Source organism: Streptomyces sp. G-G2, assembly GCF_030063135.1.
Classification (GTDB): domain Bacteria; phylum Actinomycetota; class Actinomycetes; order Streptomycetales; family Streptomycetaceae; genus Streptomyces.
In genome coordinates this window covers 57,684-79,169 of sequence record NZ_JASISO010000023.1, presented here as the reverse complement: position 1 = coordinate 79,169, position 21,486 = coordinate 57,684, and the positions used below count along the sequence as shown (strand labels likewise).

Annotated in this window: 21 protein-coding genes; 7 read left to right on the top strand and 14 right to left on the bottom strand. The window is 73.0% G+C overall.

The window, feature by feature from the left end; genetic code table 11:
- Positions 1-56: 56 nt before the first annotated feature.
- On the bottom strand, positions 57-704 hold the full coding sequence (locus QMF80_RS19615) for a biliverdin-producing heme oxygenase (RefSeq protein ID WP_283455069.1): 648 nt from the start codon (positions 702-704) through the stop codon (positions 57-59).
- 134 nt (positions 705-838) lie between these two features.
- The gene (map, locus tag QMF80_RS19610) at positions 839-1,696 is read right to left on the bottom strand and encodes a type I methionyl aminopeptidase (protein WP_283455067.1); all 858 of its coding nucleotides are present in this window, start codon (positions 1,694-1,696) and stop codon (positions 839-841) included.
- 58 nt (positions 1,697-1,754) lie between these two features.
- Between map and QMF80_RS19605 the strand changes: the two genes are divergently transcribed.
- Complete coding sequence (locus QMF80_RS19605; RefSeq protein WP_283455065.1) at positions 1,755-1,988, top strand: hypothetical protein; 234 nt, start codon at positions 1,755-1,757, stop codon at positions 1,986-1,988.
- Positions 1,989-2,023: 35 nt separating this feature from the next.
- On the opposite strand, the gene QMF80_RS19600 is transcribed toward QMF80_RS19605, so the two are convergent.
- Positions 2,024-2,677 carry a hypothetical protein gene (locus QMF80_RS19600; RefSeq protein ID WP_283455063.1) on the bottom strand — a complete coding sequence of 218 codons (654 nt, stop codon included), beginning with the start codon at positions 2,675-2,677 and terminating at the stop codon, positions 2,024-2,026.
- 94 nt (positions 2,678-2,771) lie between these two features.
- Between QMF80_RS19600 and npdG the strand changes: the two genes are divergently transcribed.
- Together npdG and QMF80_RS19590 are read left to right on the top strand one after the other, a co-directional pair.
- A complete protein-coding gene (npdG, locus tag QMF80_RS19595) occupies positions 2,772-3,476 on the top strand; it encodes an NADPH-dependent F420 reductase (RefSeq protein ID WP_283455062.1) in 705 nt (234 codons plus the stop codon).
- A gap of 147 nt (positions 3,477-3,623) precedes the next feature.
- Positions 3,624-3,803: a hypothetical protein gene (locus QMF80_RS19590; RefSeq protein ID WP_283455060.1), complete on the top strand. Its 180-nt coding sequence runs from the start codon at positions 3,624-3,626 to the stop codon at positions 3,801-3,803.
- On the opposite strand, the gene QMF80_RS19585 is transcribed toward QMF80_RS19590, so the two are convergent.
- Positions 3,793-4,590 carry a site-2 protease family protein gene (locus QMF80_RS19585; RefSeq protein ID WP_283455058.1) on the bottom strand — a complete coding sequence of 266 codons (798 nt, stop codon included), beginning with the start codon at positions 4,588-4,590 and terminating at the stop codon, positions 3,793-3,795. The genes QMF80_RS19590 and QMF80_RS19585 overlap by 11 nt on opposite strands.
- 99 nt (positions 4,591-4,689) lie before the next feature.
- On the opposite strand from QMF80_RS19585, the gene QMF80_RS19580 reads away from it, so the two are divergent.
- Positions 4,690-8,085, top strand: coding sequence for an AfsR/SARP family transcriptional regulator (locus QMF80_RS19580; protein ID WP_283455056.1), 3,396 nt, complete (start codon positions 4,690-4,692; stop codon positions 8,083-8,085).
- Between the two features lie 48 nt (positions 8,086-8,133).
- Here the strand turns inward: QMF80_RS19580 and QMF80_RS19575 are convergent, their stop codons facing one another.
- The 3 genes from QMF80_RS19575 to panB form a co-directional block, all read right to left on the bottom strand.
- Positions 8,134-8,985: an ABC transporter permease gene (locus tag QMF80_RS19575; protein WP_283455054.1), complete on the bottom strand. Its 852-nt coding sequence runs from the start codon at positions 8,983-8,985 to the stop codon at positions 8,134-8,136.
- Entirely contained in the window at positions 8,982-10,013 is a 1,032-nt protein-coding gene (locus QMF80_RS19570; RefSeq protein WP_283455052.1) for an ATP-binding cassette domain-containing protein, read from the bottom strand. Before QMF80_RS19570 ends, QMF80_RS19575 begins: the two co-directional genes overlap by 4 nt.
- A gap of 86 nt (positions 10,014-10,099) precedes the next feature.
- The gene (gene panB / locus QMF80_RS19565) at positions 10,100-10,963 is read right to left on the bottom strand and encodes a 3-methyl-2-oxobutanoate hydroxymethyltransferase (RefSeq protein ID WP_283455050.1); all 864 of its coding nucleotides are present in this window, start codon (positions 10,961-10,963) and stop codon (positions 10,100-10,102) included.
- A gap of 319 nt (positions 10,964-11,282) precedes the next feature.
- On the opposite strand from panB, the gene QMF80_RS19560 reads away from it, so the two are divergent.
- The gene (locus tag QMF80_RS19560; RefSeq protein WP_283455158.1) at positions 11,283-12,311 is read left to right on the top strand and encodes an endonuclease/exonuclease/phosphatase family protein; all 1,029 of its coding nucleotides are present in this window, start codon (positions 11,283-11,285) and stop codon (positions 12,309-12,311) included.
- Positions 12,312-12,411: 100 nt separating this feature from the next.
- On the opposite strand, the gene QMF80_RS19555 is transcribed toward QMF80_RS19560, so the two are convergent.
- The 4 genes from QMF80_RS19555 to QMF80_RS19540 form a co-directional block, all read right to left on the bottom strand.
- Entirely contained in the window at positions 12,412-14,166 is a 1,755-nt protein-coding gene (locus tag QMF80_RS19555) for an NAD+ synthase (protein WP_283455048.1), read from the bottom strand.
- A gap of 98 nt (positions 14,167-14,264) precedes the next feature.
- The gene (locus tag QMF80_RS19550) at positions 14,265-15,368 is read right to left on the bottom strand and encodes a DUF4190 domain-containing protein (protein ID WP_283455046.1); all 1,104 of its coding nucleotides are present in this window, start codon (positions 15,366-15,368) and stop codon (positions 14,265-14,267) included.
- A 98-nt stretch (positions 15,369-15,466) separates the two neighbouring features.
- A complete protein-coding gene (locus QMF80_RS19545; protein WP_283455045.1) occupies positions 15,467-17,176 on the bottom strand; it encodes a multicopper oxidase family protein in 1,710 nt (569 codons plus the stop codon).
- A 92-nt stretch (positions 17,177-17,268) separates the two neighbouring features.
- On the bottom strand, positions 17,269-17,784 hold the full coding sequence (locus QMF80_RS19540) for a hypothetical protein (protein WP_283455044.1): 516 nt from the start codon (positions 17,782-17,784) through the stop codon (positions 17,269-17,271).
- Between the two features lie 72 nt (positions 17,785-17,856).
- On the opposite strand from QMF80_RS19540, the gene QMF80_RS19535 reads away from it, so the two are divergent.
- Entirely contained in the window at positions 17,857-18,543 is a 687-nt protein-coding gene (locus tag QMF80_RS19535; protein WP_283455042.1) for a DUF998 domain-containing protein, read from the top strand.
- Positions 18,540-19,436, top strand: a complete 897-nt coding sequence (locus QMF80_RS19530; RefSeq protein WP_283455040.1) for an alpha/beta fold hydrolase — start codon at positions 18,540-18,542, stop codon at positions 19,434-19,436. The genes QMF80_RS19535 and QMF80_RS19530 overlap by 4 nt, the downstream gene beginning before the upstream one ends.
- Before the next feature lie 20 nt (positions 19,437-19,456).
- Here the strand turns inward: QMF80_RS19530 and QMF80_RS19525 are convergent, their stop codons facing one another.
- The 3 genes from QMF80_RS19525 to QMF80_RS19515 form a co-directional block, all read right to left on the bottom strand.
- Positions 19,457-19,876, bottom strand: coding sequence for a CBS domain-containing protein (locus tag QMF80_RS19525; protein WP_283455038.1), 420 nt, complete (start codon positions 19,874-19,876; stop codon positions 19,457-19,459).
- Between the two features lie 166 nt (positions 19,877-20,042).
- Entirely contained in the window at positions 20,043-20,678 is a 636-nt protein-coding gene (locus QMF80_RS19520; RefSeq protein WP_502962883.1) for a DUF305 domain-containing protein, read from the bottom strand.
- A 65-nt stretch (positions 20,679-20,743) separates the two neighbouring features.
- On the bottom strand, positions 20,744-21,412 hold the full coding sequence (locus QMF80_RS19515) for a thioredoxin-like domain-containing protein (RefSeq protein ID WP_283455034.1): 669 nt from the start codon (positions 21,410-21,412) through the stop codon (positions 20,744-20,746).
- Positions 21,413-21,486 lie beyond the last annotated feature (74 nt).

The following is a 21,486-nucleotide window of genomic DNA, read 5'->3' as shown; positions in this document are numbered from 1 at the left end:
TCGTCGCCCGGGTGCTCGCCGCGTCCTGAGGGCCGGACCGCCGCCGGGCGGGACGCTTACGCGCTCAGCGGGAACTGGGCGCCCAGTTCGCGGAACACGGCTCCGTTGAAGTCGAAGGCCCGCTTGCACTCGTCGACGATGCGCTGCTTCTCCAGGTCGTCGGCGCCGATCGCGTCCAGCAGTTCGCGGTAGGTCCGCTTGAAGGCGGCCGGGTTGCCGATGGCCTCGAAGACGTAGAACCGCACGCCGTCGCCCTTGCGCTCGAAGCCCCAGGTCCGCTCCGCCTTGTCGCGGATGATCTGCCCGCCGGAGAGGTCGCCGAGGTAGCGGGTGTAGTGGTGGGCGACGTAACCGCCGGGCCACTCGGCGGCGCAGAAGGCCACCCGGTCGGCGTACGCGCGGGTCGCGGGCAGGGCCACCGCGCTCCCGCGCCAGTCGGGGCCGCGCAGGTGGGCCAGGTCGCGCTCGATCTCGGCGACCCGCATCAGCTCCGGCTGGACGAACGGGCCCGCGACCGGGTCGTCGCGGAGGGACTCGGCCGCGTCCTCCAGTGCCCGGTACACGAACCAGAGCTGTTCGGTGTAGCGGGTGTACGCGTCGACGCCGAGCCGGCCGCCGAGCAGGTCGCTCATGAAGGACGAGGTCTCGGCCTCCGTGTGCTGCTCGTGCGAGGCGACGCGGATGACCGTAGAGAAGGCGTCCAAGACGGACCTCCAGAGACCGGGGGCGGGAAGGCGTACGGCCGATCTTTCTACTTAGGCTTACCTAAGTCAATTGGTTACCGACGTCCTGTCGGTAAAACCGTACGCCTTCACCGCCGCCCTGTCAGCGGGTCGTTCTACGGCAGCGTCAGGATGTCCGCTCCGGTGTCCGTCACCACGAGCGTGTGCTCGAACTGCGCCGTGCGCTTGCGGTCCTTGGTGACGACGGTCCAGCCGTCCTTCCACATGTCGTACTCGTGCGTGCCCAGCGTCAGCATCGGTTCGATGGTGAAGGTCATGCCGGGCTCGATGACGGTGGTGGCGTGCGGGCTGTCGTAGTGCGGGACGATCAGGCCGGAGTGGAACGACGTATTGATGCCGTGGCCGGTGAAGTCACGGACCACGCCGTAGCCGAAGCGCTTGGCGTACGACTCGATGACGCGCCCGATGATGTTGATCTGGCGGCCCGGCTTGACCGCCTTGATGGCGCGGTTCAGCGACTCGCGGGTGCGCTCGACCAGCAGGCGCGACTCCTCGTCTACGTCACCGCACAGGTAGGTGGCGTTGTTGTCGCCGTGCACACCACCGATGTACGCCGTGACGTCGAGGTTCACGATGTCGCCGTCGCGCAGCACCGTGGAGTCCGGGATGCCGTGACAGATGACCTCGTTGACGGAGGCGCACAGGGACTTGGGGAAGCCCCGGTAGCCGAGGGTCGACGGGTAGGCGCCGTGGTCGCACATGTACGCGTGCGCGACCCGGTCCAGGGCGTCGGTGGTGACCCCGGGGGCGATCAGCTTCGCGGCCTCCTCCATCGCCCGCGCGGCGATGCGGCCGGCGATGCGCATCGCCTCGATGGTCTCGGCCGTCTGCACCTCCGGTCCGGTGTACGGGGTGGGAGCGGGCTTGCCCACGTACTCGGGCCGGCGGATGTTGCCGGGAACGGAAAGGGCGGGGGAGAGCTCGCCGGGAACGAGCAGTGACTGGCCAGACATGCGAACGAGTGTATCCAGCGCGGATCGGGCAGCATGGCCGCAGAGGAAGGAGCACCGAATGGCTTTGTTCAAGAAGCGCCAGGTGGGCAAACCGGGCGAGTGGTACTACTGCCTCGTCCACAAGAAGGTGGAGGAGGGGCCGGACTGTCCGGCGAAGGACCGGTTCGGTCCGTACGCCACGCCCGAAGAGGCGAACCACGCGATGGAGACCGCCCAGGAGCGGAACCTGGAGTGGCAGAACGACCCGAAATGGAACGACAAGACCCGCGAAGAAGGCGAGAGCGCTCCTTAGGGGCGGGAGGCGCGGGGGAGGGCGTGCGGGCCGGACTACCAGCGGCTGGGCGGCGGGGCGGTCAGCTGTTCGGCCAGCCGCGCCAGCCGGTCCCGGAACCGGCGCGGGCCGCGCTGCGCCGGAACGCCGTTCTCCCCGGCCGCCGCGCTGACCAGGTGCTGCACCGTGTCCAGGTCCAGCCCCTCCGGACCTGTCGGACCCGCCGGACCGGCGCCTTCCGGCACTGGCCCGGACACCGGCACCGGCACCGACAGCGCGTCGTGCGCCAGCGCGCCCAGCTCCCGGTCCCCGCCGTCGAGGGACAGTACGGTCGCCCCCGCGCGCCGCGCGTCGTACACCCGCTCCAGCAGCCCCGCACCGGGCCGCTCCGGAGCCACCACCAGCAGGGTGTGCCCGCGCCCGGCCACCGCCAGCCGACCCAGCCCCACCGACAGGTGCGGCGGCTCCCCGGGCCGCACCCGGTGGCGCACCAGCGTCGGCGCCAGCTGCGGCAGCCCCGACCAGGCGGCCTCGTCCACCAGGTGCGCGGCCAGGTGCCAGGGCTCGTACCCCTCCGTGCCCACCAGCAGCAGCTTCCCGTCGCCCGGGGCCACCGAGCGCCGCAGCGAGGCGGCGAAACGGCGGGCGGCCCCGGGCCACTCCGTACCGGCGAGCACCTCGCGCAGCAGCGCGACCCTGACGGCGTCCATGGGCGGCATCCTGCACCACGGACGGCCCAAGCGGGCGAGGACGGGGGCGGCTCACCCGTTCGGCCTTTCGCTACCCGGCAGTACTCTCGCCCCCATGACTTCCACAGACAGCACCCAGAAGCCCGCCGCGAAGGACCCCTGGGACCTCCCCGACGTCTCGGGCCTCGTCGTCGGCGTCCTCGGCGGCACCGGGGACCAGGGCCGCGGCCTCGCCTACCGGCTCGCCCGGGCGGGCCAGAAGGTGATCATCGGCTCGCGTGCCGCCGACCGCGCCCGGTCCGCCGCCGACGAACTGGGCCTCGGCGTCGAGGGCGCCGACAACGCCGAGTGCGCCCGGCGCAGCGACATCGTGATCATCGCGGTGCCGTGGGACGGCCACGCCAAGACCCTCGAAGGCCTGCGCGAGGAACTGGCGGGCAAGCTCGTCGTCGACTGCGTCAACCCGCTCGGCTTCGACAAGCAGGGCGCGTACGCCCTCAAGCCCGAGGAGGGCAGCGCCGCCCAGCAGGCCGCCCTGCTCCTCCCCGACTCCCGCGTCACCGCGGCCTTCCACCACCTGTCGGCGGTCCTGCTCCAGGACGAGTCGGTCGAGGAGATCGACACCGACGTGATGGTCCTCGGCGAGGTCCGCGCCGACACCGACGTCGTCCAGGCCCTGGCCGCCCGCATCCCCGGCATGCGCGGGGTGTTCGCGGGCCGGCTGCGCAACGCCCACCAGGTCGAGTCCCTGGTCGCCAACCTCATCTCGGTCAACCGCCGCTACAAGGCGCACGCGGGCCTGCGCGTCACGGACGTCTGAGCCACCGGTCCGCCGGACCGCCGTACGGTCCGCCGCACGGGCCGCCGTCAGTCGCGGCGGCCCGTACGCCCCGGACATGACCGCACGTCCCGATGGGGGACACTGGAGGGGCTCGACCCCGATCAGCGTTCCCGAGGAGTTCGACCCATGCCCCGCCTTGCCGTGTTCGCCATCGTGGTCTGCGTCCTGTCCGTCGCCGCGGCCGTCGTCGCCTTCGTCGAAGGAAGCTTCCTCGGCATCATCTGGGTGCTGCTCGCCGGAGTGACCTCCAACATGGCGTGGTTCTACGTGCGCAGGGCCCGGCTCAAGGCCCGGGTCAGCCGCTGACGTCGCAGACGGAGCTGCCGTCCTGCCAGAACATGTACAGCTCCCGGCCGCAGTAGGTCTCCAGGTCCGAGACGCCGAGCTTGCCGAGCACCGCGTTCACGAAGTCGAAGAAGAAACCGTTGACCTCGGGGATCCACAGCAGCGCGAACACCGCGATCAGGCCGAACTGCGCGAGCGGTGCCACCTCTCGGCGGACCTTGTACGAGAGCCAGGGCTCGATCACCCCGTAACCGTCCAGCCCCGGCACGGGCAGGAAGTTCAGGATCGCCGCCGAGACCTGGAGCAGCGCGAGGAAACCGAGCGCGAACCGGAAGGCCAACGGCACCCCGTCCAGCGCGTCCAGCCAGAACGGCGCCGTGCACACGACCGCGAAGGCCACGTTCGTCAGCGGCCCGGCGGCCGAGATCAGGCTGTGCTTCCAACGTCCCTGGATCCGCCCGCGCTCGATGTACACGGCCCCGCCGGGCAGGCCCAGCCCGCCCAGGATCACGAAGATCACCGGGAGCACGATGCTCAGCATCGCGTGGGTGTACTTCAGCGGGTTCAGGGTCAGATAGCCCTTGGCGCCGACGGAGAGGTCTCCGCTGTGCAGGGCGGTGCGGGCGTGCGCGTACTCGTGCAGGCACAGCGAGACGATCCACGCGGACGTGACGAAGAGGAACACCGCGAGCCCCGTGCTCGCCGCGTAACCGGTCCACACGGCCCAGCCGGTGACGCCCATGACCGCGGCGATCCCGAGGAACACCGCACTGATCCGCCGCTCACCGCGGTCACCCTGTTGAACCATGCCCCGAAACCTATCCCAGGGGGTCCGCGGCACCGCCCGCGCGGCGGCCCACCGCGAAATCCCGGTGGGTTCGCGCTCCGGGCCGGTGACAATGGGCCGGTGCGTTACGCGATTCTCGGCAGTGCCCAGGCAGTCCGCGGCGACGGAACACCCGTCGCCCTCGGCGGAGCACGCCTGCGCGCGCTCCTGACCGCGCTCGCGCTGCGCCCGGGGCGGTCGGTCACCGCCGAGGTCCTGGTGGACGAGGTGTGGGGTGCGGACCCGCCCCAGGACGCCTCCGGCGCCCTGCAGGCCTTGATCGGGCGGCTGCGCCGGGCCGCCGGGCACGACGCCGTCGCCTCCGGGGGCGGCGGCTACCGGCTCACCGCCGAACGCGACGACATCGACCTCTACCGCTTCGACCGCCTCGCCCGCGCCGCCGCCCGGCACCTGGAGACCGCCGAGCCGGACCGGGCCGCCGAGCTGTACGACGAGGCCCTCGCGCTGTGGCGCGGGCCCGCCCTCGCGGACCTGCCGGACGCGGCCGCCGAGGCCGCGCGCTGGGAGTCCGTACGGCTGGACGCGCGCCGGGGCCGCCTCGCCGCCGCCCTCGCCCTGGGCGAAGCGGAGCGGGCGCTGCCCGAACTGGCCGCCCTGAGCGCCGAACTGCCCCTGGACGAGCCCCTGCACGTCCTGCGGATCCGGGCCCTGCGCGACGCGGGCCGCACCGCCGAGGCCCTGGACGCCTACGACGGCGTACGGCGTGACCTCGCCGCCCGGCTCGGCACCGACCCGGGACCCGCGCTGCGCGCCCTGCACTCCCAACTGCTGGCCCCGGCGCCCGCCGCGCCCGCCCCGGTGGCCCCGGAGACCGCCCCGGAAAGGTCCGCCCCGGCCGTCCCGGCGGGCAACCTCCGGGCCCGCCTCACCACCTTCGTCGGCCGTGAGGACGACATCCGGGTCATCGGCGAGGACCTCGCCCGGGCCAGGCTGGTCACCCTCCTCGGCCCCGGCGGAGCGGGCAAGACCCGGCTGTCCCAGGAGGCCGCCGAGGCCCACGCGGGCGGCGCCGGGGGGAGCGACTGGCCCGACGGGGCCTGGCTCGTCGAACTCGCCCCGGTCGAGGACCCCGAGGACGTACCCGAAGTCGTCCTCGCCGCGCTCGGCGCCCGCGAGACCAAGCTGCGCGGAGCCGCCGCCGAGGAACTGCGCGTACTCACCGGCCAGACCGGGGAGCAGCCCCTGCAGCGGCTCGCCGAACACTGCTCCGGGCGCCGCCTGCTCCTTCTGCTGGACAACTGCGAACACGTCATCGGAGCCGCCGCCGAACTGGCCGAGCGGCTCCTCACGCACTGCCCGGGCGTACGGATCCTGGCCACCAGCCGTGAACCCCTCGGGGTGCCGGGGGAGGTCCTGCGGCCCGTGGAACCGCTGCCCGACCCGATGGCCCTGCGCCTGTTCTCGGAGCGTGGCGCCGCCGCGCGCCCCGGTTTCACCGCGGATGACGATCCGGCCGCCGGCGCCGAGATCTGCCGCCGCCTGGACGGGCTGCCGCTGGCGATCGAGCTGGCGGCGGCGCGGTTGCGGCTGCTCACCCCGCGCCAGATCGCGGACCGGCTGGACAACCGGTTCCGGCTGCTGACCGGCGGGAGCCGTACGGTGCTGCCCCGGCAGCAGACCCTGCGCGCGGTGGTCGACTGGTCCTGGGACCTGCTGGACGCGTCCGAACGTACGGTCCTGCGCCGGCTCTCCGTCTTCGCGGGCGGCTGCGACCTCACCGCCGCCGAAGCGGTCTGCGCCGGACCCGACGCCCCCGCGGCCAACACCCACGCCGGCACCAACAGCAACACCAGCACCAGCACCAGCACCAGCACCAGCACCAGCAACACCGGTATCGACGTCGCCGACACCCTCGGTGCTCTGGTGGACAAGTCCCTGGTCGTCGCCACCCCGGCCCCCGAGGGGGACATGCGCTACCGGCTCCTGGAGACCGTCGGCGAGTACGCCGCCGAGCGGGCCGCCGAGGTCCCCGCCGACCGCGCCGCCACCGAACTCCGCCACCTCGCCCACTACCGCGAACTCGCCCGCACCACCGACCCGCTGCTGCGCGGCCGCGGCCAGCTGGCCGCCACCCGACGGCTCGCCACCGAGTACGAGAACCTGCGCAGCGCGCTGCGCCGGGCCGTCGCCGCCCGCGACGTCGGCGAGGTCATGTGCCTGGTCCACTCCCTGTCCTGGTACTGGCAGATGCAGGACCTGCGCGTCGAGATGCGCCACTGGGCCGACGCCGCCGCGGCCCTGGGACCCGACCCCTTCCGGCCGCCGTTCACCCCCGCCCCGCCCGTCCACGAACAGATCGTCGACACGCCCCCGCCCTACACCGGGGAACTGCTCACCGAGGGCTGGCGCGGCATCCGGCTGATCCAGCTCGCCGCCCGCGACCACAGCAACGAGAGCTGGCACTCGCCCTCGGTGCGCCCCGGGATCGAGGCCGTCGTCGCCACGTACTCGCCGGGCCTGCCCCAGGCCTGCCGCAACCCCGGCGCCCTGTGGACCTACGCCCTGATGATCTACGGCGACCCGGAGCTGCTGCGCCGGAGCATCGACGAGACCGTGGAGGCCACCCGGGGGCTCGGCTACCGCTGGGAACTGGCCGCCGCCCTCCAGCTGCGCGCCAACATCTTGGCCAACCGCGCCGACTGGGCCGGGAACGCTGCCCGCGACGCCGAGGAGAGCCTGGCGATCTACCAGGACCTGGGCGACGACTGGGGCTGTGCGGAGGCCCTTTCCGCCCGGGCGGAGTCCCGGGAGAAACGCGGCGAGTACACCCTGGCCGCCGAGGACTACACGGCCGCCATCGGGCACGCCGAACGGCTGGGCGCCAAGGGCCAGGTCCTGGTGCTGCGGGTGCGCATGGCCGGGGTCTTCCTGGAGAACGGCGAGGGCCAGCGGGCCGAGGAACTGCTCGTCGGGGCCCTCGAAGCCAACCGGAGCGTGCGCAACGAGGCCAAGCCCGCGGCCCGGATGTTCCTCGCGACCCGCTACGGCAGCACCGGCCGGGTCCCCGAGGCCCGCGCCCAGCTCCAGGTGCTGCGCGAGGAGTTCGCGTACGGCGCCTACGCCATCTTCGACGGGTTCCTGCGCGGCATGCTGGCCTGGCTGGACAACGAGGAGGGCAAGTACGCGGACAGCCTGGTCCAGGTCAGGTCGGCGCTGAACGCCGCGCTGGACCCGCTCACCCTGATGGTCGCGCCGCAGATGCCCGCGGTGCACCTGCTGACCGCGGCCGACGCCCTCGCCGGACTCGGCGGCGAGGAGCACGCCCGGGAAGCGGCGCGGCTGCTCGGCGCCTACCGGGCCCTGCTGCCGGACGGCCATGTGCCCGTCTCCACCGAACGGGAAAGCTCCGCCAGGGCCGAGGAGAAGGCGCGGGCGGAGCTGGGTGACGCCGCGTACGAGGCGGCGCGCGCCGAAGGCGGCGGCCTCACTGTGGAGGAGGCCACCGCCCTCGTCTGATCCTGCGGCAGAGCCGGGACGCGATCCGGTGCTGCCCGGATCAGGTCCTCAGGTCTTGTTGCGGAACTTGCGGACCGCGATCGGCATGGTCACCGCGGTGATGCCCACCGACCAGGCCAGGGTGATCCACACGGAGTTGCCCATCGGGGTGCCGTTGATCAGGGCGCGGGCCGCGTCGGCGAGGTTGGACAGCGGGTTGTAGTCGGTGAAGGACTGCAGCCAGCCGGGCATCGTCGTCGGCGGGGCGAAGATCGAGCTGCCGAACTGGAGCGGCATCAGGACCAGCATCGCCATGCCCTGGACGGCCTGCGCGGTCTTCATGGTGAGACCGAGCAGGATGAAGATCCACATCAGGGAGGCGCCGAAGACGGCCGCCAGACCGATGGACAGGAGCAGGTCCAGGACCGAGGTCTTGATGGACAGTCCCAGGGTGAAGCCGACGACGAGCAGGATCGCGATGGCGACCATCATGCGGCCGACCTCGACCACGATCTTGGCGATGAGCACCGAGGAGCGGGCGATCGGCATGGACCGGAAGCGGTCCATCACGCCCTTCTTGAAGTCGTCGTTGACGCCGGTGCCGACGCCCATCGCGATGTTCATGCCCATCATGGCCATCAGGCCGGGGACGACGTAGTTGACGTACTCCTGCTGGTTTCCCTTGCCGGAGATCGCGCCGCCGAAGACGAACACGAACAGCAGCGTGAAGATGATCGGCATCAGCAGGACGTCGAACATCGACTCGGGGTCCTGCTTGATCTGCAGGACGTTGCGGCGGGCCAGCGCGCCGATGTGGCGCAGGTGGGCGCGCAGGCCCAGGCGGCCTTCGTCGCTCGCGGCGGGCGGTCCGGAGACCGGGGCGGTGCGGGTGGGGGTGGGCTTCGTGGTGACGGTGCTCATGCCGCGACCTCCTCGGTCTGGTGGGCGTCGACGGTGGTGGCCTTGTGGCCGGTGATGGAGAGGAAGACCTCGTCGAGGCTGGGCAGGTAGGTGCCCAGGTCGGCGATGGCGTAGCCGCGGGAGGCCAGCAGGCCGACCACCGCGGTCAGCTGCTCGTCGCTGAGGATCGGGACCAGCAGCACGCCCTCGTCCGGCACCGCCTGGGAACCGGCGACGCCGTCCAGGCCGGTCTCGGCGAGCGAGCGGGCCATGCCCGGCAGGTCGGCCGGGTCCGCGGGGCGGATCTTCAGGGTGCGGCCGCCGACGCGGGCCTTCAGCTCGTCGACCTTGCCGGTCGCGATGACCTTGCCGTGGTCGATGACCGTCAGCTCGCTGGCGAGCTGCTCGGCCTCCTCCATGTACTGGGTGGTGAGCAGGACAGTCGCCCCCTCGGCGACCATCCGCTGCACCTCGTCCCACACCTCGTTGCGGGTACGGGGGTCCAGACCGGTGGTCGGCTCGTCCAGGTAGAGCACGGCCGGGCTGCCGATCATGGACGCGGCGAGGTCCAGGCGGCGCCGCATGCCGCCGGAGTAGTTCATGACGGCCTTCCTGGCCGCCTCGGTCAGCGAGAACCGCTCCAGCAGCTCGTCCGCGCGGCGGCGGGCGTCCTTGCGGGAGAGGTCGAGCAGCCGCCCGATCATGTAGAGGTTCTCCCAGCCGGAGAGCTTCTCGTCGACCGAGGCGTACTGGCCGGTCAGGCCTATGGTGCGGCGCAGCTGCCGCGGCTGGCGGACCACGTCGAAGCCCGCGACGACCGCGGTGCCGGAGTCCGGGACGATCAGCGTGGAGAGGCAGCGGACCAGGGTGGTCTTCCCGGCGCCGTTCGGGCCGAGCACCCCGAGGACCGTGCCCTCGCGGACATCGAGGTCCACGCCGTCCAGGGCCTTGGTCTCGCCGTAGTGCTTGACCAGTCCCCGTACTTCCACCGCGTGGGTGCCGTGTGCCCCACGGCCGGGGGTGTTGTCGTTTCGCGTCATGTCCACCATGGGACCAGACGTCACTGACAAAGCACCGACAGCCGACCGACAGCCCGCTGTCGGCGGGCTGTCGGTCCTGTGGCCGCGGGGGACCGTCAGTGGACGGCGTGTTCCTCCAGCGGGAACGTTCCGCCGACCACGTCCTCGGCGAAGGCCTTCGCCGCGTCCGTCATCGTCGCCCGCAGGTTCGCGTACTGCTTGACGAAGCGCGGCATCTTCCCGCCGGTCAGCCCCATCATGTCCGTCCACACCAGGACCTGGGCGTCGCACTCGGACCCGGCCCCGATCCCCACCGTCGGGATGTGCAGCGACCGGGTGACCTCGGCGGCCAGCTCGGCGGGCACCAGCTCCAGCACCACCGCGAAGGCACCCGCGTCCTGCGCCGCCTTCGCGTCCCGCAGCAGCTGGTGCGCGGCCTCGTCCCCGCGTCCCTGCACCCGGTATCCCATGGCGTTCACGGACTGCGGGGTCAGCCCCAGGTGGGACATGACCGGGATGCCGGACTGCACGATCAGCTCCGTCTGGGCCAGCGAACGCTCGCCGCCCTCCAGCTTGACCGCACCGACCCCGGCCTCCTTGACCAGGCGGGTGGCACTGCGCAGCGCCTGGACCGCGCCTTCCTGGTACGAGCCGAACGGCAGGTCGCCGACGATCAGGGCCCGGCTGGTGCCCCGTACGACGGCCGCGGAGAGCAGGGTCATCTCGTCCATCGTCACGGGGACGGTGGTCTCGTATCCCAGGTGACAGTTGCCCATCGAGTCGCCGACGAGCATGACCGGGATCCCGGCCTCGTCGAAGACGGACGCCGTCATCGCGTCGTAGGCGGTGAGCATGGGCCACTTCTCGCCGCGCTCCTTGGCGAGAGTGAGGTCCCGGACGGTGATGCGCCTGCTGCCCTTGCCCCCGTAGAGCGTGGCCGTCTGACGGGGTTCGCGGGCAGGCGAAACGGCATGCGTCATTGCAACTGCTCCTTGTGTCATCTCGAGGCGCCCTCACGGCGTCCCCGGACTCACCCACCATGGTGGCACCACCGCGGCCCGCGGCGGAAGTACCGCGGTGACCGGTCCGTCACACTTCGGCCCGGTCGCGGACGCGCCCCAGCCCCCCGCGAGGCGCGCCCGAGCCAATGTGCGCGTTTCGTGACAAGCGGAACCTTCGCCGTACGGTCGTTCGTCCTCCGAGATGTACATGCCGGGACGGACGGCATGCATGGCTCCCGACATCGCCTAGGGTCAATGGGCGGGGACGGAGCGCGAGCACGGCAGTGAGGGCATGGGTATGGCACAGGCGTACATGACGGAGACGGGGAACGGCGGCTCGGAGCCTGAGCCCTCCGGATCCGGACTCCGGCGCCGACTGGCCGACCTGCGCAAGGACCCGGGGATCTGGAGGCGCGGCATCGTGACCGCGGCCTTCGCCGCCCTGATCGCACTCGTGATGGTCTTCCACGCCCGGCTGCCCAATGACGTCGGCAACCTCGGCAGCCTCACCGAGACCTTCCTGCCCTGGCTGGGCATCCCCGTGGTCCTGCTGCTGGTCATCGGCGTCGTCCGGAAGTCCGCGACCGCGCTGATCATGATCGTGGTGACGTCGGTGGTCTGGGTGAACTTCTTCGGCGGTCTGATCACCGACAAGTCCGGCTCCGGCGGCAACCTCACCGTCGCCACCCACAACGTCGACGCCGACAACCTCGACCCGCTCGGCACCGGTCAGTCCGTGGCGAAGTCCGGAGCCGACGTACTGGCCCTGACCGAGCTGAAGGCGGCCGCGGTCCCGGTCTACGAGAAGGCGCTGGCCGGGACGTACAAGTACCACGCCGTCGAGGGCACGGTCGGCGTGTGGAGCAAGTACCCGCTGTCCTCCAGCAAGGCCGTCGACATCAAGATGGGCTGGACCCGCGCCATGCGGACCACCGTGGACACCCCCTTCGGCCAGGTCGCGGCCTACGTCGCCCACCTGCCCTCGGTCCGGGTGAAGCTGAACGCGGGCTTCACCGCCACCCAGCGCGACAACAGCGCCGGTGCGCTCGGCGCCGCGCTCGCCGGTGAACCGCTGAAGAAGGTCCTCCTGCTCGGCGACCTCAACGGCACCATGAACGACCGCGCCCTGTCCGAGGTCACCTCGCAGATGCGCTCCACCCAGGGCGCGGCGGGCGACGGCTTCGGCTTCAGCTGGCCGTCCCAGTTCCCGATGGCCCGGATCGACCAGATCATGGTCCGCGGGATCAGGCCCGAGGCCTCCTGGACCCTGCCGCGCACCGGCAGCGACCACCTCCCGATCGCGGCCCGGGTCACGGTCAGGCCGTAGCCGGTCCGCCGCGGGACGCACGGACACGGACGCCGGTGCCCCGGCCGCCTCCACGGGAAGCGGCCGGGGGGCACCGGCGTCCGTACGTCCTGGACCGGCCCTACGCCTGTTCGCGCCAGCCGTTGGTGATCGGCAGGCGGCGGTCCTTGCCGAAGCCCTTCGCGGAGATCTTGGTGCCCGGCGGGTACTGCCGGCGCTTGTACTCCGCCGTGTCCACCATCCGCAGGATCTTCGCGACGAGTCCGGCGTCGTACCCGGCCGCCACGATCGCCTCCAGGCCCTGGTCCCGGTCGACGTACAGCTCCAGGATCGCGTCGAGCACCGGGTAGTCCGGCAGCGAGTCCGTGTCCACCTGGCCGGGGCGCAGCTCCGCGCTCGGCGGCTTCTCGATGGACGCGAGCGGGATCGGCGGGGTCTCGCCGCGCTCCTCGGCGGCCCGGTTGCGGTACCGGGCGAGCCGGAAGACGTCCGTCTTGTAGACGTCCTTGATCGGGCCGTAGGCGCCGACGGAGTCGCCGTAGAGGGTCGAGTAGCCGACGGCCAGCTCGGACTTGTTGCCCGGGGCCAGCACGATGTGGCCCTCCTGGTTGGAGACCGCCATCAGCATGGTGCCGCGCAGCCGGGACTGGAGGTTCTCCTCGGCCAGCCCCGTCAGGCCCAGCGAGTTCATGTACGCGTCGAACATCGGCTCGATCGAGACGGTCCGCAGGTGCAGGCCGGTGCGCTCGGCCAGCCCGGCCGCGTCGCCCTTGGAGTGGTCCGAGGAGTACTTCGAGGGCATCGAGATGCCGTACACGTTCTGCGCGCCGATCGCGTCGCAGGCGATCGCGGCGACGAGCGCGGAGTCGATGCCGCCGGAGAGACCGATCAGGACCGAGCGGAAGCCGTTCTTCTTCACGTACGCGCGCAGCCCCACGACCAGCGCGTCGTAGATCTCCTCGTCGTCGTCGAGCCGCTCGGCGTACCCGCCCGGGACCACGGGCTCGTACGGCTCCACCGGCTCCTCGGACAGGATCACCCGGTCGATCCGCATCCCGTCGTCCACCACGCCCTCGGCCGGGGTCGCCGAGGCGGCGGGCAGGTCCAGGTCGACCAGCACGCAGCCCTCGGAGAACTGCGGGGCGCGCGCGATCACCTCGCCGTCCTTGTCGACGACGATCGAGTCGCCGTCGAAGACCAGCTCGTCCTGGCCGCCGATCATCGCCAGGTAGGCGAGGGTGCAGCCCGCTTCCTGGGCGCGCTTGCGGACCAGTTCGAGGCGCAGGTCGTCCTTGTTGCGCTCGTAGGGGGAGGCGTTGACCGAGACCAGCAGGCCCGCCCCGGCGGACCGGGTGGCCGGGACCCGGCCGCCGTCCTGCCAGAGGTCCTCGCAGATGGCCAGGGCCACGTCCACGCCGCGCACCCGGATCACCGGCTGGGTGTCGCCCGGCACGAAGTACCGGAACTCGTCGAAGACGCCGTAGTTGGGCAGGTGGTGCTTGGCGAAGCGGAGCGCGACCTTCCCGCCGTACAGGACGGCGGCCGCGTTCTCCGGGGAACCGGCCGGGCGGCCGAACCGGGGCACGGCCTTCTCGGTCCGGTCGAGGTAGCCGACGATCACCGGCAGCTCGCCGAAGCCCTCGGCGGCCAGCCGCTCCGCGAGGGCGCTCAGCGCGGCGCGCGAGGCGTCGACGAAGGACCCGCGCAGGGCGAGGTCCTCGACGGGATATCCGGTCAGCACCATCTCGGGGAACGCCACCAGGTGGGCGCCCTGCTCGGCGGAGTGCCGGGTCCAGTGGACGACCGAGTCGGCGTTCGCGGCGATGTTGCCGACGTGCGAGTCGATCTGATTCAGAGCGAGGCGAAGTTGAGGCACGGGACCAGTGTAATCGTCTTTCTGACGCGATGTCCTGGGACCCCCGTGCGCATCCCAGGACGGCGGCCTCGGATCGGGCCGGAGTAGATCCGAGCGGATCAGCCGAGCGTGCCGCTCCAGATGGCACCCTCGTACTCGCCGATGTTCGGAGCGATCTCGAACTGGATGCCCTTGGCGCCCTCGGACAGGCCGAAGGCGAAGACGGCGGTGGCCGACTGGCCCGGCAGCAGCGAGCCGGAGAACGGCTTCTCCACCCTGACGTCGTACATCCGCTTCGACTCCAACCCCTTCTCGTCACGGGCGGACGGCAGGGCGGATCGCAGCTCGACCTTCTCCGAGGCGTTGTTGACGATGGTGACGGTCACCTTCGCCGCGAACGTCGGGCGGTCCGGGTCGTACTTGTTGGGCTCCGGGGCGTAGCCGGTGGCCTCCTTGACGGTGACCTCGACCCCGTCGTCGTAGCGGTAGGTCTGGCCGAAGGGCAGCGCCGAGGTCTTGCCGGGGACGTCGGGCTTGGTGCTCGGGCCGGGGCTCGGGTCCGTGCGGGGCCGGGACCAGGGCTCGCTGCGGGACGGCGGGAGGCCCTTGTTGGCCTGGTCGTCGATGCCCTTGGCGATCTTCACGGTGAGGAAGGCGCCGACCCCGGCCGCGCACAGGCCGAGGACGCCGAGCACGGTCCCGCTGATGGCCAGAGCCTTGTACGGAGCCCCCCTGGATCCCTGGACCATGCCCGCGATGCCGAGGCCGATGGCGACCAGCGCGAGCAGGGCGCCCGCCCAGAAGAAGAAGGGGATGAAGCCGACGGGCACGCTGATGACGCCGAGCACCAGTGCGGCGATGGCCATGCCGTTGCTGGAAGGGGCCTGCGGGGTGCCCGGGTAGGGGAACTGGGCGTAGCCGCCGGGCGGCTGGCCCCACGGGTTCGCGGGCGGCTGCGGCGGCGACTGGGGCTGGGGCTGCCGGCCGGGTATGCCGGACCCGGCCGGGCCGCCCGCCGTCGGCGGTCCGAAGGGGGAGGGCGAGGGCGGCGCGAAGGGGGAGGGCGCGGGCGTCGGCGGCGTCGTCACGGTGGGCGTCGGCGCGGGCGCGATGGTGGACTCGGGCGTCGGCCCGGACGTCGGCTCGGGCGCGGGGGCGGGCGCTGGGGCGGACGTGGGCGCGTCCTCGGGCTCGGACGGGTTCGAGGGCTTGCTCAGGTCCAACGGAAATCCTCAGGTGATCGGGTGAAGGTGCGGCGCGTGATCTTCAAGCCTGCCACGTGCCGCACCCCCCGCCCAAGCCGATTCCGGGCTGCTACCGGCTAGCGCTGGTAGCCGAGCACCGTCATCATCCCGGCCTCCGAGTGGTAGACGTTGTGGCAGTGCAGCATCCACAGCCCCGGGTTGTCGGCGTCGAAGTCGGCCGTCAGCGTCCCGCCGGGCAGGATCGCCGCCGTGTCCTTGCGGGCCCCGCCGGGCCGCCCGCCGAGCGCGAAGGTGTGCCCGTGCAGGTGCAACGGGTGCCACATCGTGGTGGAGTTCTCGAACTCCAGCCGGACCCGGTCACCTGCCGTCACCGGATGCCGCTGGTCCGGTGCGTACGGCCGCCCGTCGAAGGCCCAGTCGTACGCCGCCATGCCGCCGGTCAGCTTGATCCGCAGCGTCCGGTCGGGCTCGCGGGCGGCGAGGGCGGCCGGTTCCGCCGCCCGCAGCCGGTCGGCGGTCAGCGGCGGGCCGGCCAGTTCGGCGGGCCGGGTCGCGGCGGTGGGCGCGGCCCCCGTCCCGGTGCGCAGCAGCGCGAGGGCCGAGGCCGCCGCGCCCTTGCCCTCGGCCAGCGCGGTGAGCGGGAACACCCCGTCCCCCGCGGTGACGAGTACGTCGTACCGCTCGCCCATGCCGATGAGCAGGGAGCCCGTCTTCGTGTGCTCGACCGGGAAGCCGTCCGTGTGCGTGACCGTCAGTTCGTGGCCGCCGAGGGCGATCCGGAAGGCGGTGTCCCCGCCCGCGTTGACGATCCGCAGCCGGATCCGGTCGCCGGGGCGGGCGGCGAAGGACGGCGGATCCTGCGGGACCCGCCCGTTGACCAGGTAGTGCGGGTGGGCGACATCACCCGTGTCCTTGCCGAGCACGGGGCTGCCCTCGCCGCCCATCAGCATGCGGGAGGGCCCGGCGGGGGCGCCGGGCGTGGCGGGCGGCGCCGACATGGCGCCCATGTCGTGGCCCGCGTGCCCGCCGCCGCCCGTGCTGGTGCCCCTACCCGTACCCGTACCCGTGCCCATGCCCTTGCGCAGCTCGGCGAGGACGGCGTCCGGGGTGGAGCCGTCGACCCCGTCGAGCCAGTCGTCCAGGACCACCACCCACTCCTTGTCGTAGGCGAGCGGCTCCTTCGGGTCCTCGACGATCAGCGGCGCGTACAGCCCGCGGTCCTGCTGGACCCCGGAGTGCGGGTGGAACCAGTACGTCCCCGGGTGCGGGACCGCGAAGCGGTAGTCGAAGGCCGCGCCCGGGGCGATGTCCCGCTGGGTCAGCCCGGGCACCCCGTCCATGTCGTTGCGCAGGGCCAGGCCGTGCCAGTGCAGGGAGGTGGCCTGGGGGAGGTGGTTGGCCAGGGTCAGGGCGAGGGTGCCGCCCGCGGTGACCCGGACCTCCTGGCCCGGCAGCCGGTCGCCGTAGGCCCAGGACCGTACGGTCAGGCCCGCGCCGAGGTCCAGCGGGGTCGCGGTGGCGGTCAGCCGGACCGTGGTGACCGGGCCGGTGGCCTTGCGGGCGGCCTCGGCGGCCCGGACCTCGGGCCCGGCGGGGTCGACGTAGCCGCCGGGGGTGCGCGGGGGCGCGGCGGCGGATCCGTGGCCCATGGACGCGTGGTCCATGCCGGAGCCCGTACCGGAGCCGCTGGAACAGGCGCCGAGCAGCGCGGTTCCGGCGACGGCGACGGAAGCGCCGAGGAGCGCGCGCCGGGCGGGGGCCGGGGCGGAGGGCGGGGCGGGGACGCGGGCGGACGAAGGGGACTGCGTGGAGTGCTTGGAGCGCATGGAGACGCACCTCGTGGGTGTGGTGACGCGTGAGTGGTGGGCGCCGTCTGCCGTCGTCCCGCGGGCGTGCGGGAGGGACGGCGGGGCCCGCCCTATACGCGCAGCACGGCCAGCCGGGTGAGGAGTTCGCGCGCCGACGGCGGATCGGGGCCGCCGTGGGCCCGGCCCGGCCGGGCCGCGAGGGGTGCGGGCGGTCCCGCCGCCGTACGGGCGAGGGCGAGCACGGTCAGCAGGGTGATCCCGGCCAGCAGTACGGCGAGGCACACCGCCATCGGGTCCATCGCCATCCGGCCGTCCGGCACCCGGGCCACGGGGGCCCCGGACCCGGCCACGGGGGCCGCGGGCCCGGCGGCGGGGGCCCGGGGGTCCGGCGCGACCCGGTGCTCCGCCGTCAGCGCGGCTGTCGCGGACATCCCCGTCATCCCGGCCGCCGCGGTCGTCGCCGCCCCGTGGGCAACGGAGTGGGCGGCCGGTGCGTCCTGCCCGGTGTGCGAGCCCTTCGGATGACCCAGCGTGTGCATGGTGACGATGCCCAGCAGCAGCACGGCGAGCAGCGCCGCCCGGGACCACCGGGCGGCTCGCGTGGCTGAGGGTGCGGGGCGCGTCATGCCGGAAACCCTACCCCGGGTGGGTATCCGATGATCGGATCGGCTCCGCCCTTGTTTAGGATTGGTCCCACTATGTCCCCCCATGGCACACGGCGCGTAGCCGCCCTCATCGGCCTCGGCGCCGCCGCCTACACGGCGTGGGTGCTCGAAGTCGTCCTGTCCACCGGCCTCAACCCCATCGAGACCTACGTCAGCGAACTCGCCGCCCAGGACCAGCCGCTCGGCGGCCTCTTCCGGGCCACCGACTTCACGGCGGGCCTCCTGGCCTTCGTGGGCGGCCTGTTCGCCCTGCTCCGGCTCCGCGCGCACGCCGCGTCCCGCCGCCCCTGGGCGGTCGTCGGCTGGGCGGGCGTCACCCTCTTCGGCGCGGCCACCGCCGCCGACGCCTGGCTGCCGCTCAGCTGCACCCCCACCGTGGACCCCGAATGCGCCGCCCGCGAGACCGCCGGCCTGGTCCCCGCCACCCACCAGGCCCACGCCATCAGCAGCAGCCTGGCCATGACCGGCGCCCTCGTCGGCATCGTCGCGCTCACCGTCGCCGCCCGCCGCTACGGCTGGTGGGCCCCGCTCGCCCGGTACGGGCCGGTGCTCGTCGCCCTCGAACTCCTGGCCACCGTCTGGACCCTGGGCGCCATCGCCCTGTTCACCGCCGGGCGCGGAACCTGGGCGCTCGGCGCGGGCCAGCGGCTCCAGGTGCTGTTCGTCGCGGTCTGGCTCGGCCTGCTCGCGCACTCCGTCCACGAGGAGCGCCGCACGTGAGCGGCGCGCGGGGAGCGGGGAGAGCGGCGCCGTCCGCGTACGAGGGGTTCGTCCGATCCGCCGACGGGGTCCCGGTGCACCTGGTCGTGGAGGGCCGGGGCCCGGTCTGCGTGCTCGGCGCCGGGCTCGGGCTCGGCTGGTTCGACTGGGACCCGGTGGTGGCGCTGCTGGCCCCGTACCGCACCGTCGTCCGCTACGACCGCCCCGGCCACGGGCTCAGCGGGCCCGCCGCCGCGCCGCCGACCGCCACGGGCGAGGCCCGTCGCGTCGCCGGGCTGCTGGACGCCCTCGGCCCGGCGGGCCGGGATCCCGTCACCGTCGTCGGCCACTCGATGGGCGGGTTCCACGCGGAGGCCTTCGCCCGGCTGTACCCGGCCCGGACCGCCGCCCTGGTCCTGGTCGACACCAGCGTCGAGGAGGACCCCCGCCCGCCCCGGCTCCCGGCCGCCGTGCGCGAGCGCGCCGCCGTCGCGCTGGGCCGGGCGCTGACCGCCGCCGGGCTGCCCGCCGCGCTCGGCCCGCTGGTCCGCCGCGCCGGGATCAGGGCCTCCCGGACCGGCGGCGCCGACCCGGCCGCGCGGGACCTCGTACGCCGCTGCTACCGCACCGGCCGGGTCTGGCAGGGGGCGCTGCTGGAGAACTCCCGCTACCCCGACCTGGCCGCCGAGGTCCTGGCCCTGCGCGCCGAACGCCCGCTGGGCGCGCCCGTCACCGTCCTCGCGGGCTACGACGGCTCGGCGCGCCCCGGCGCCCTGCGCTGGCTCGCCCGCCAGGCCGCCCTCGCCGACCGCCTCGGCGCCCGCTTCGAGGTCGCGGACCCCTCGGGCCACCTGGTCATGCTGGACCGCCCGGACCAGGTGGCCCGGGCGGTCCGCGCAGCGTCGACGGCCTAGTGCTGTGGCCGGTCACGGCACTAGCCGCGTGCGTAGACCTTCTCGGCCCAGAGCGCTATCTGCTCCTCCGACAGGTGCCGGGCCAGGTCGGCCTCGCTGATCATCCCGACCAGCTTCTTGTCCTTGATGACCGGCAGCCGCCGGATCTGGTGGCTCTGCATCTCGTCCAGCACCTCGGACACGTCCGCGCCCGCGTCGATCCAGCGGGGAGTGCCCTGGGCCATGTCCCCGGCCGTGATCCTGGCCGGGTCGTGGCCCTTGGCCACGCACCCCACCACGATGTCCCGGTCCGTGAGGATGCCGCAGAGCCGTTGGTCGGTGTCGCTGATCGGGAGCGCGCCCACGCCCAGGCGGGCCATCAGCTGCGCGGCCCGGTCAAGGGTCTCGGTGGCGGGGATCCACTGGGCCCCGGCGTGCATGATCTCTCCGGCGGTGGTCATCGCGTCAACCTCCTGAGCGCGCCGGTTCGCCGGGCGCGGGTGCGTCCGTAGCGGCGCCGCCCGTCCATCCTGGGTCACCCGTTCGGCGGGCGCGAGCGCACGCGGCCGTACGGGTGATAACGCGCCCGTACGGCCCGTCCCGCGGCCCGGCCGCACGGCCCGTCCCCTACGGGCGCGGCGCGGCCCCGCGCCGGCGGAGCATGTCCGCCATCAGTGACAGCTCCGACTGCTGGGACTCGACCATGCCCTGCGCCAGCTTCTGCTCGGCCGGGGTCCGGCACAGCGTCGCGCAGCCGCGCGCCATCGCGACGCCGCCCTTGTGGTGGTCGGTCATCAGCTGGAGGTAGAGGACCTCCGCGTCCCGGCCCTGGGCGCCGGTCAGCTGCGCCAGCTCCTCCTTGGTGGCCATCCCGGGCATCAGCGCGCCGGGCTTGGCCGGGACCCCGCCCATGGCGTGCCCCGGCATGTCACCCATGCCCTCCATGCCCGCCATGCCGGCCGTGTCGCCGCCGCTCATCCAGGCCATCGGCGGATCGGCGGGCGTCACCTTCGGCAGCCCCCACATGTCCAGCCAGCCCAGCAGCATCCCGCGCTGGTTCGCCTGCGTGTTGGCGATGTCGTAGGCCAGGCCGCGCACGGCCTCGTCCTGGGTCCGGTCGCGCACGATGAACGACATCTCCACCGCCTGCTGGTGGTGCACCGCCATGTCCCGGGCGAACCCCGCGTCCGGGGAGGACACGGCGGGCACCCGGCCGCCGTCGTCCGTCCCGCCCGGGGAGTTCCCGTTCGCCGCCGCGATCATCGTCGCCCCGGCCGCGAAGATCAGGGCCAGGAAGACCGCGCCGAGCGCCGCCCAGTACGTGCGGCTCACTTCTGGTCCAGGCCGCTCGTGCAGGCCGCGCCGGGTTCGGGGGTCTGCGCGCCCTGGACGTACGTACTGAAGAACGTGTCCACGCGCGGGTCCGTCGCCTTGTCCACGGTGAGCTGCTTGCCCCACGCGCTCAGCATGATCGCGCCGGACTGTTCCTTGTCCGGGCTCATCAGCGTGTACGGGGTCTTGGCCACCTTCGCCGCGAGCGCGTCCACATCGGCCTTGGCGGCCTTGTCGCTGTACGTGACCCAGACCGCGCCGTGCTCCAGCGAGTGAACCGCGTTCACCTCGGGCAGCGGGTTCTTGTACACGTCGCCGTTGCAGTTCATCCAGCGCGGGTTGTGGTCCCCGCCGACCGGCGGGTTCATCGGGTACTTCACCGGGGTTTCCACGTGCTGGCGGCCCAGCTTCTTCGCGTCCCAGCTCGCCACGCCGGTCACCGGGTCGGTCACGGCGGCCAGCGGGGCGCTCTTCTTGGCCGATTCCTTGTCCGCCTGGTTCTTCAGCATGTACCCGCCGAAGCCGAGCAGGCCCGCGACGAGGACCGTGGAGCCGGTGATGACCAGGATCTTGTTGCGCCGGTCGCGGGACTTCTCGGCCCGGCGCATGTCGGCTATGCGCGCCTTGCGGGAGTGGTCCTGGGTGTTGCTGGACTTGCTCGCCATGTCAGTCCTTCTGCGGGGAGGGGCGGGCGGGGGGACCCCTATGGGCGCAGATGGTAATGCGCGTAACGGGCCCA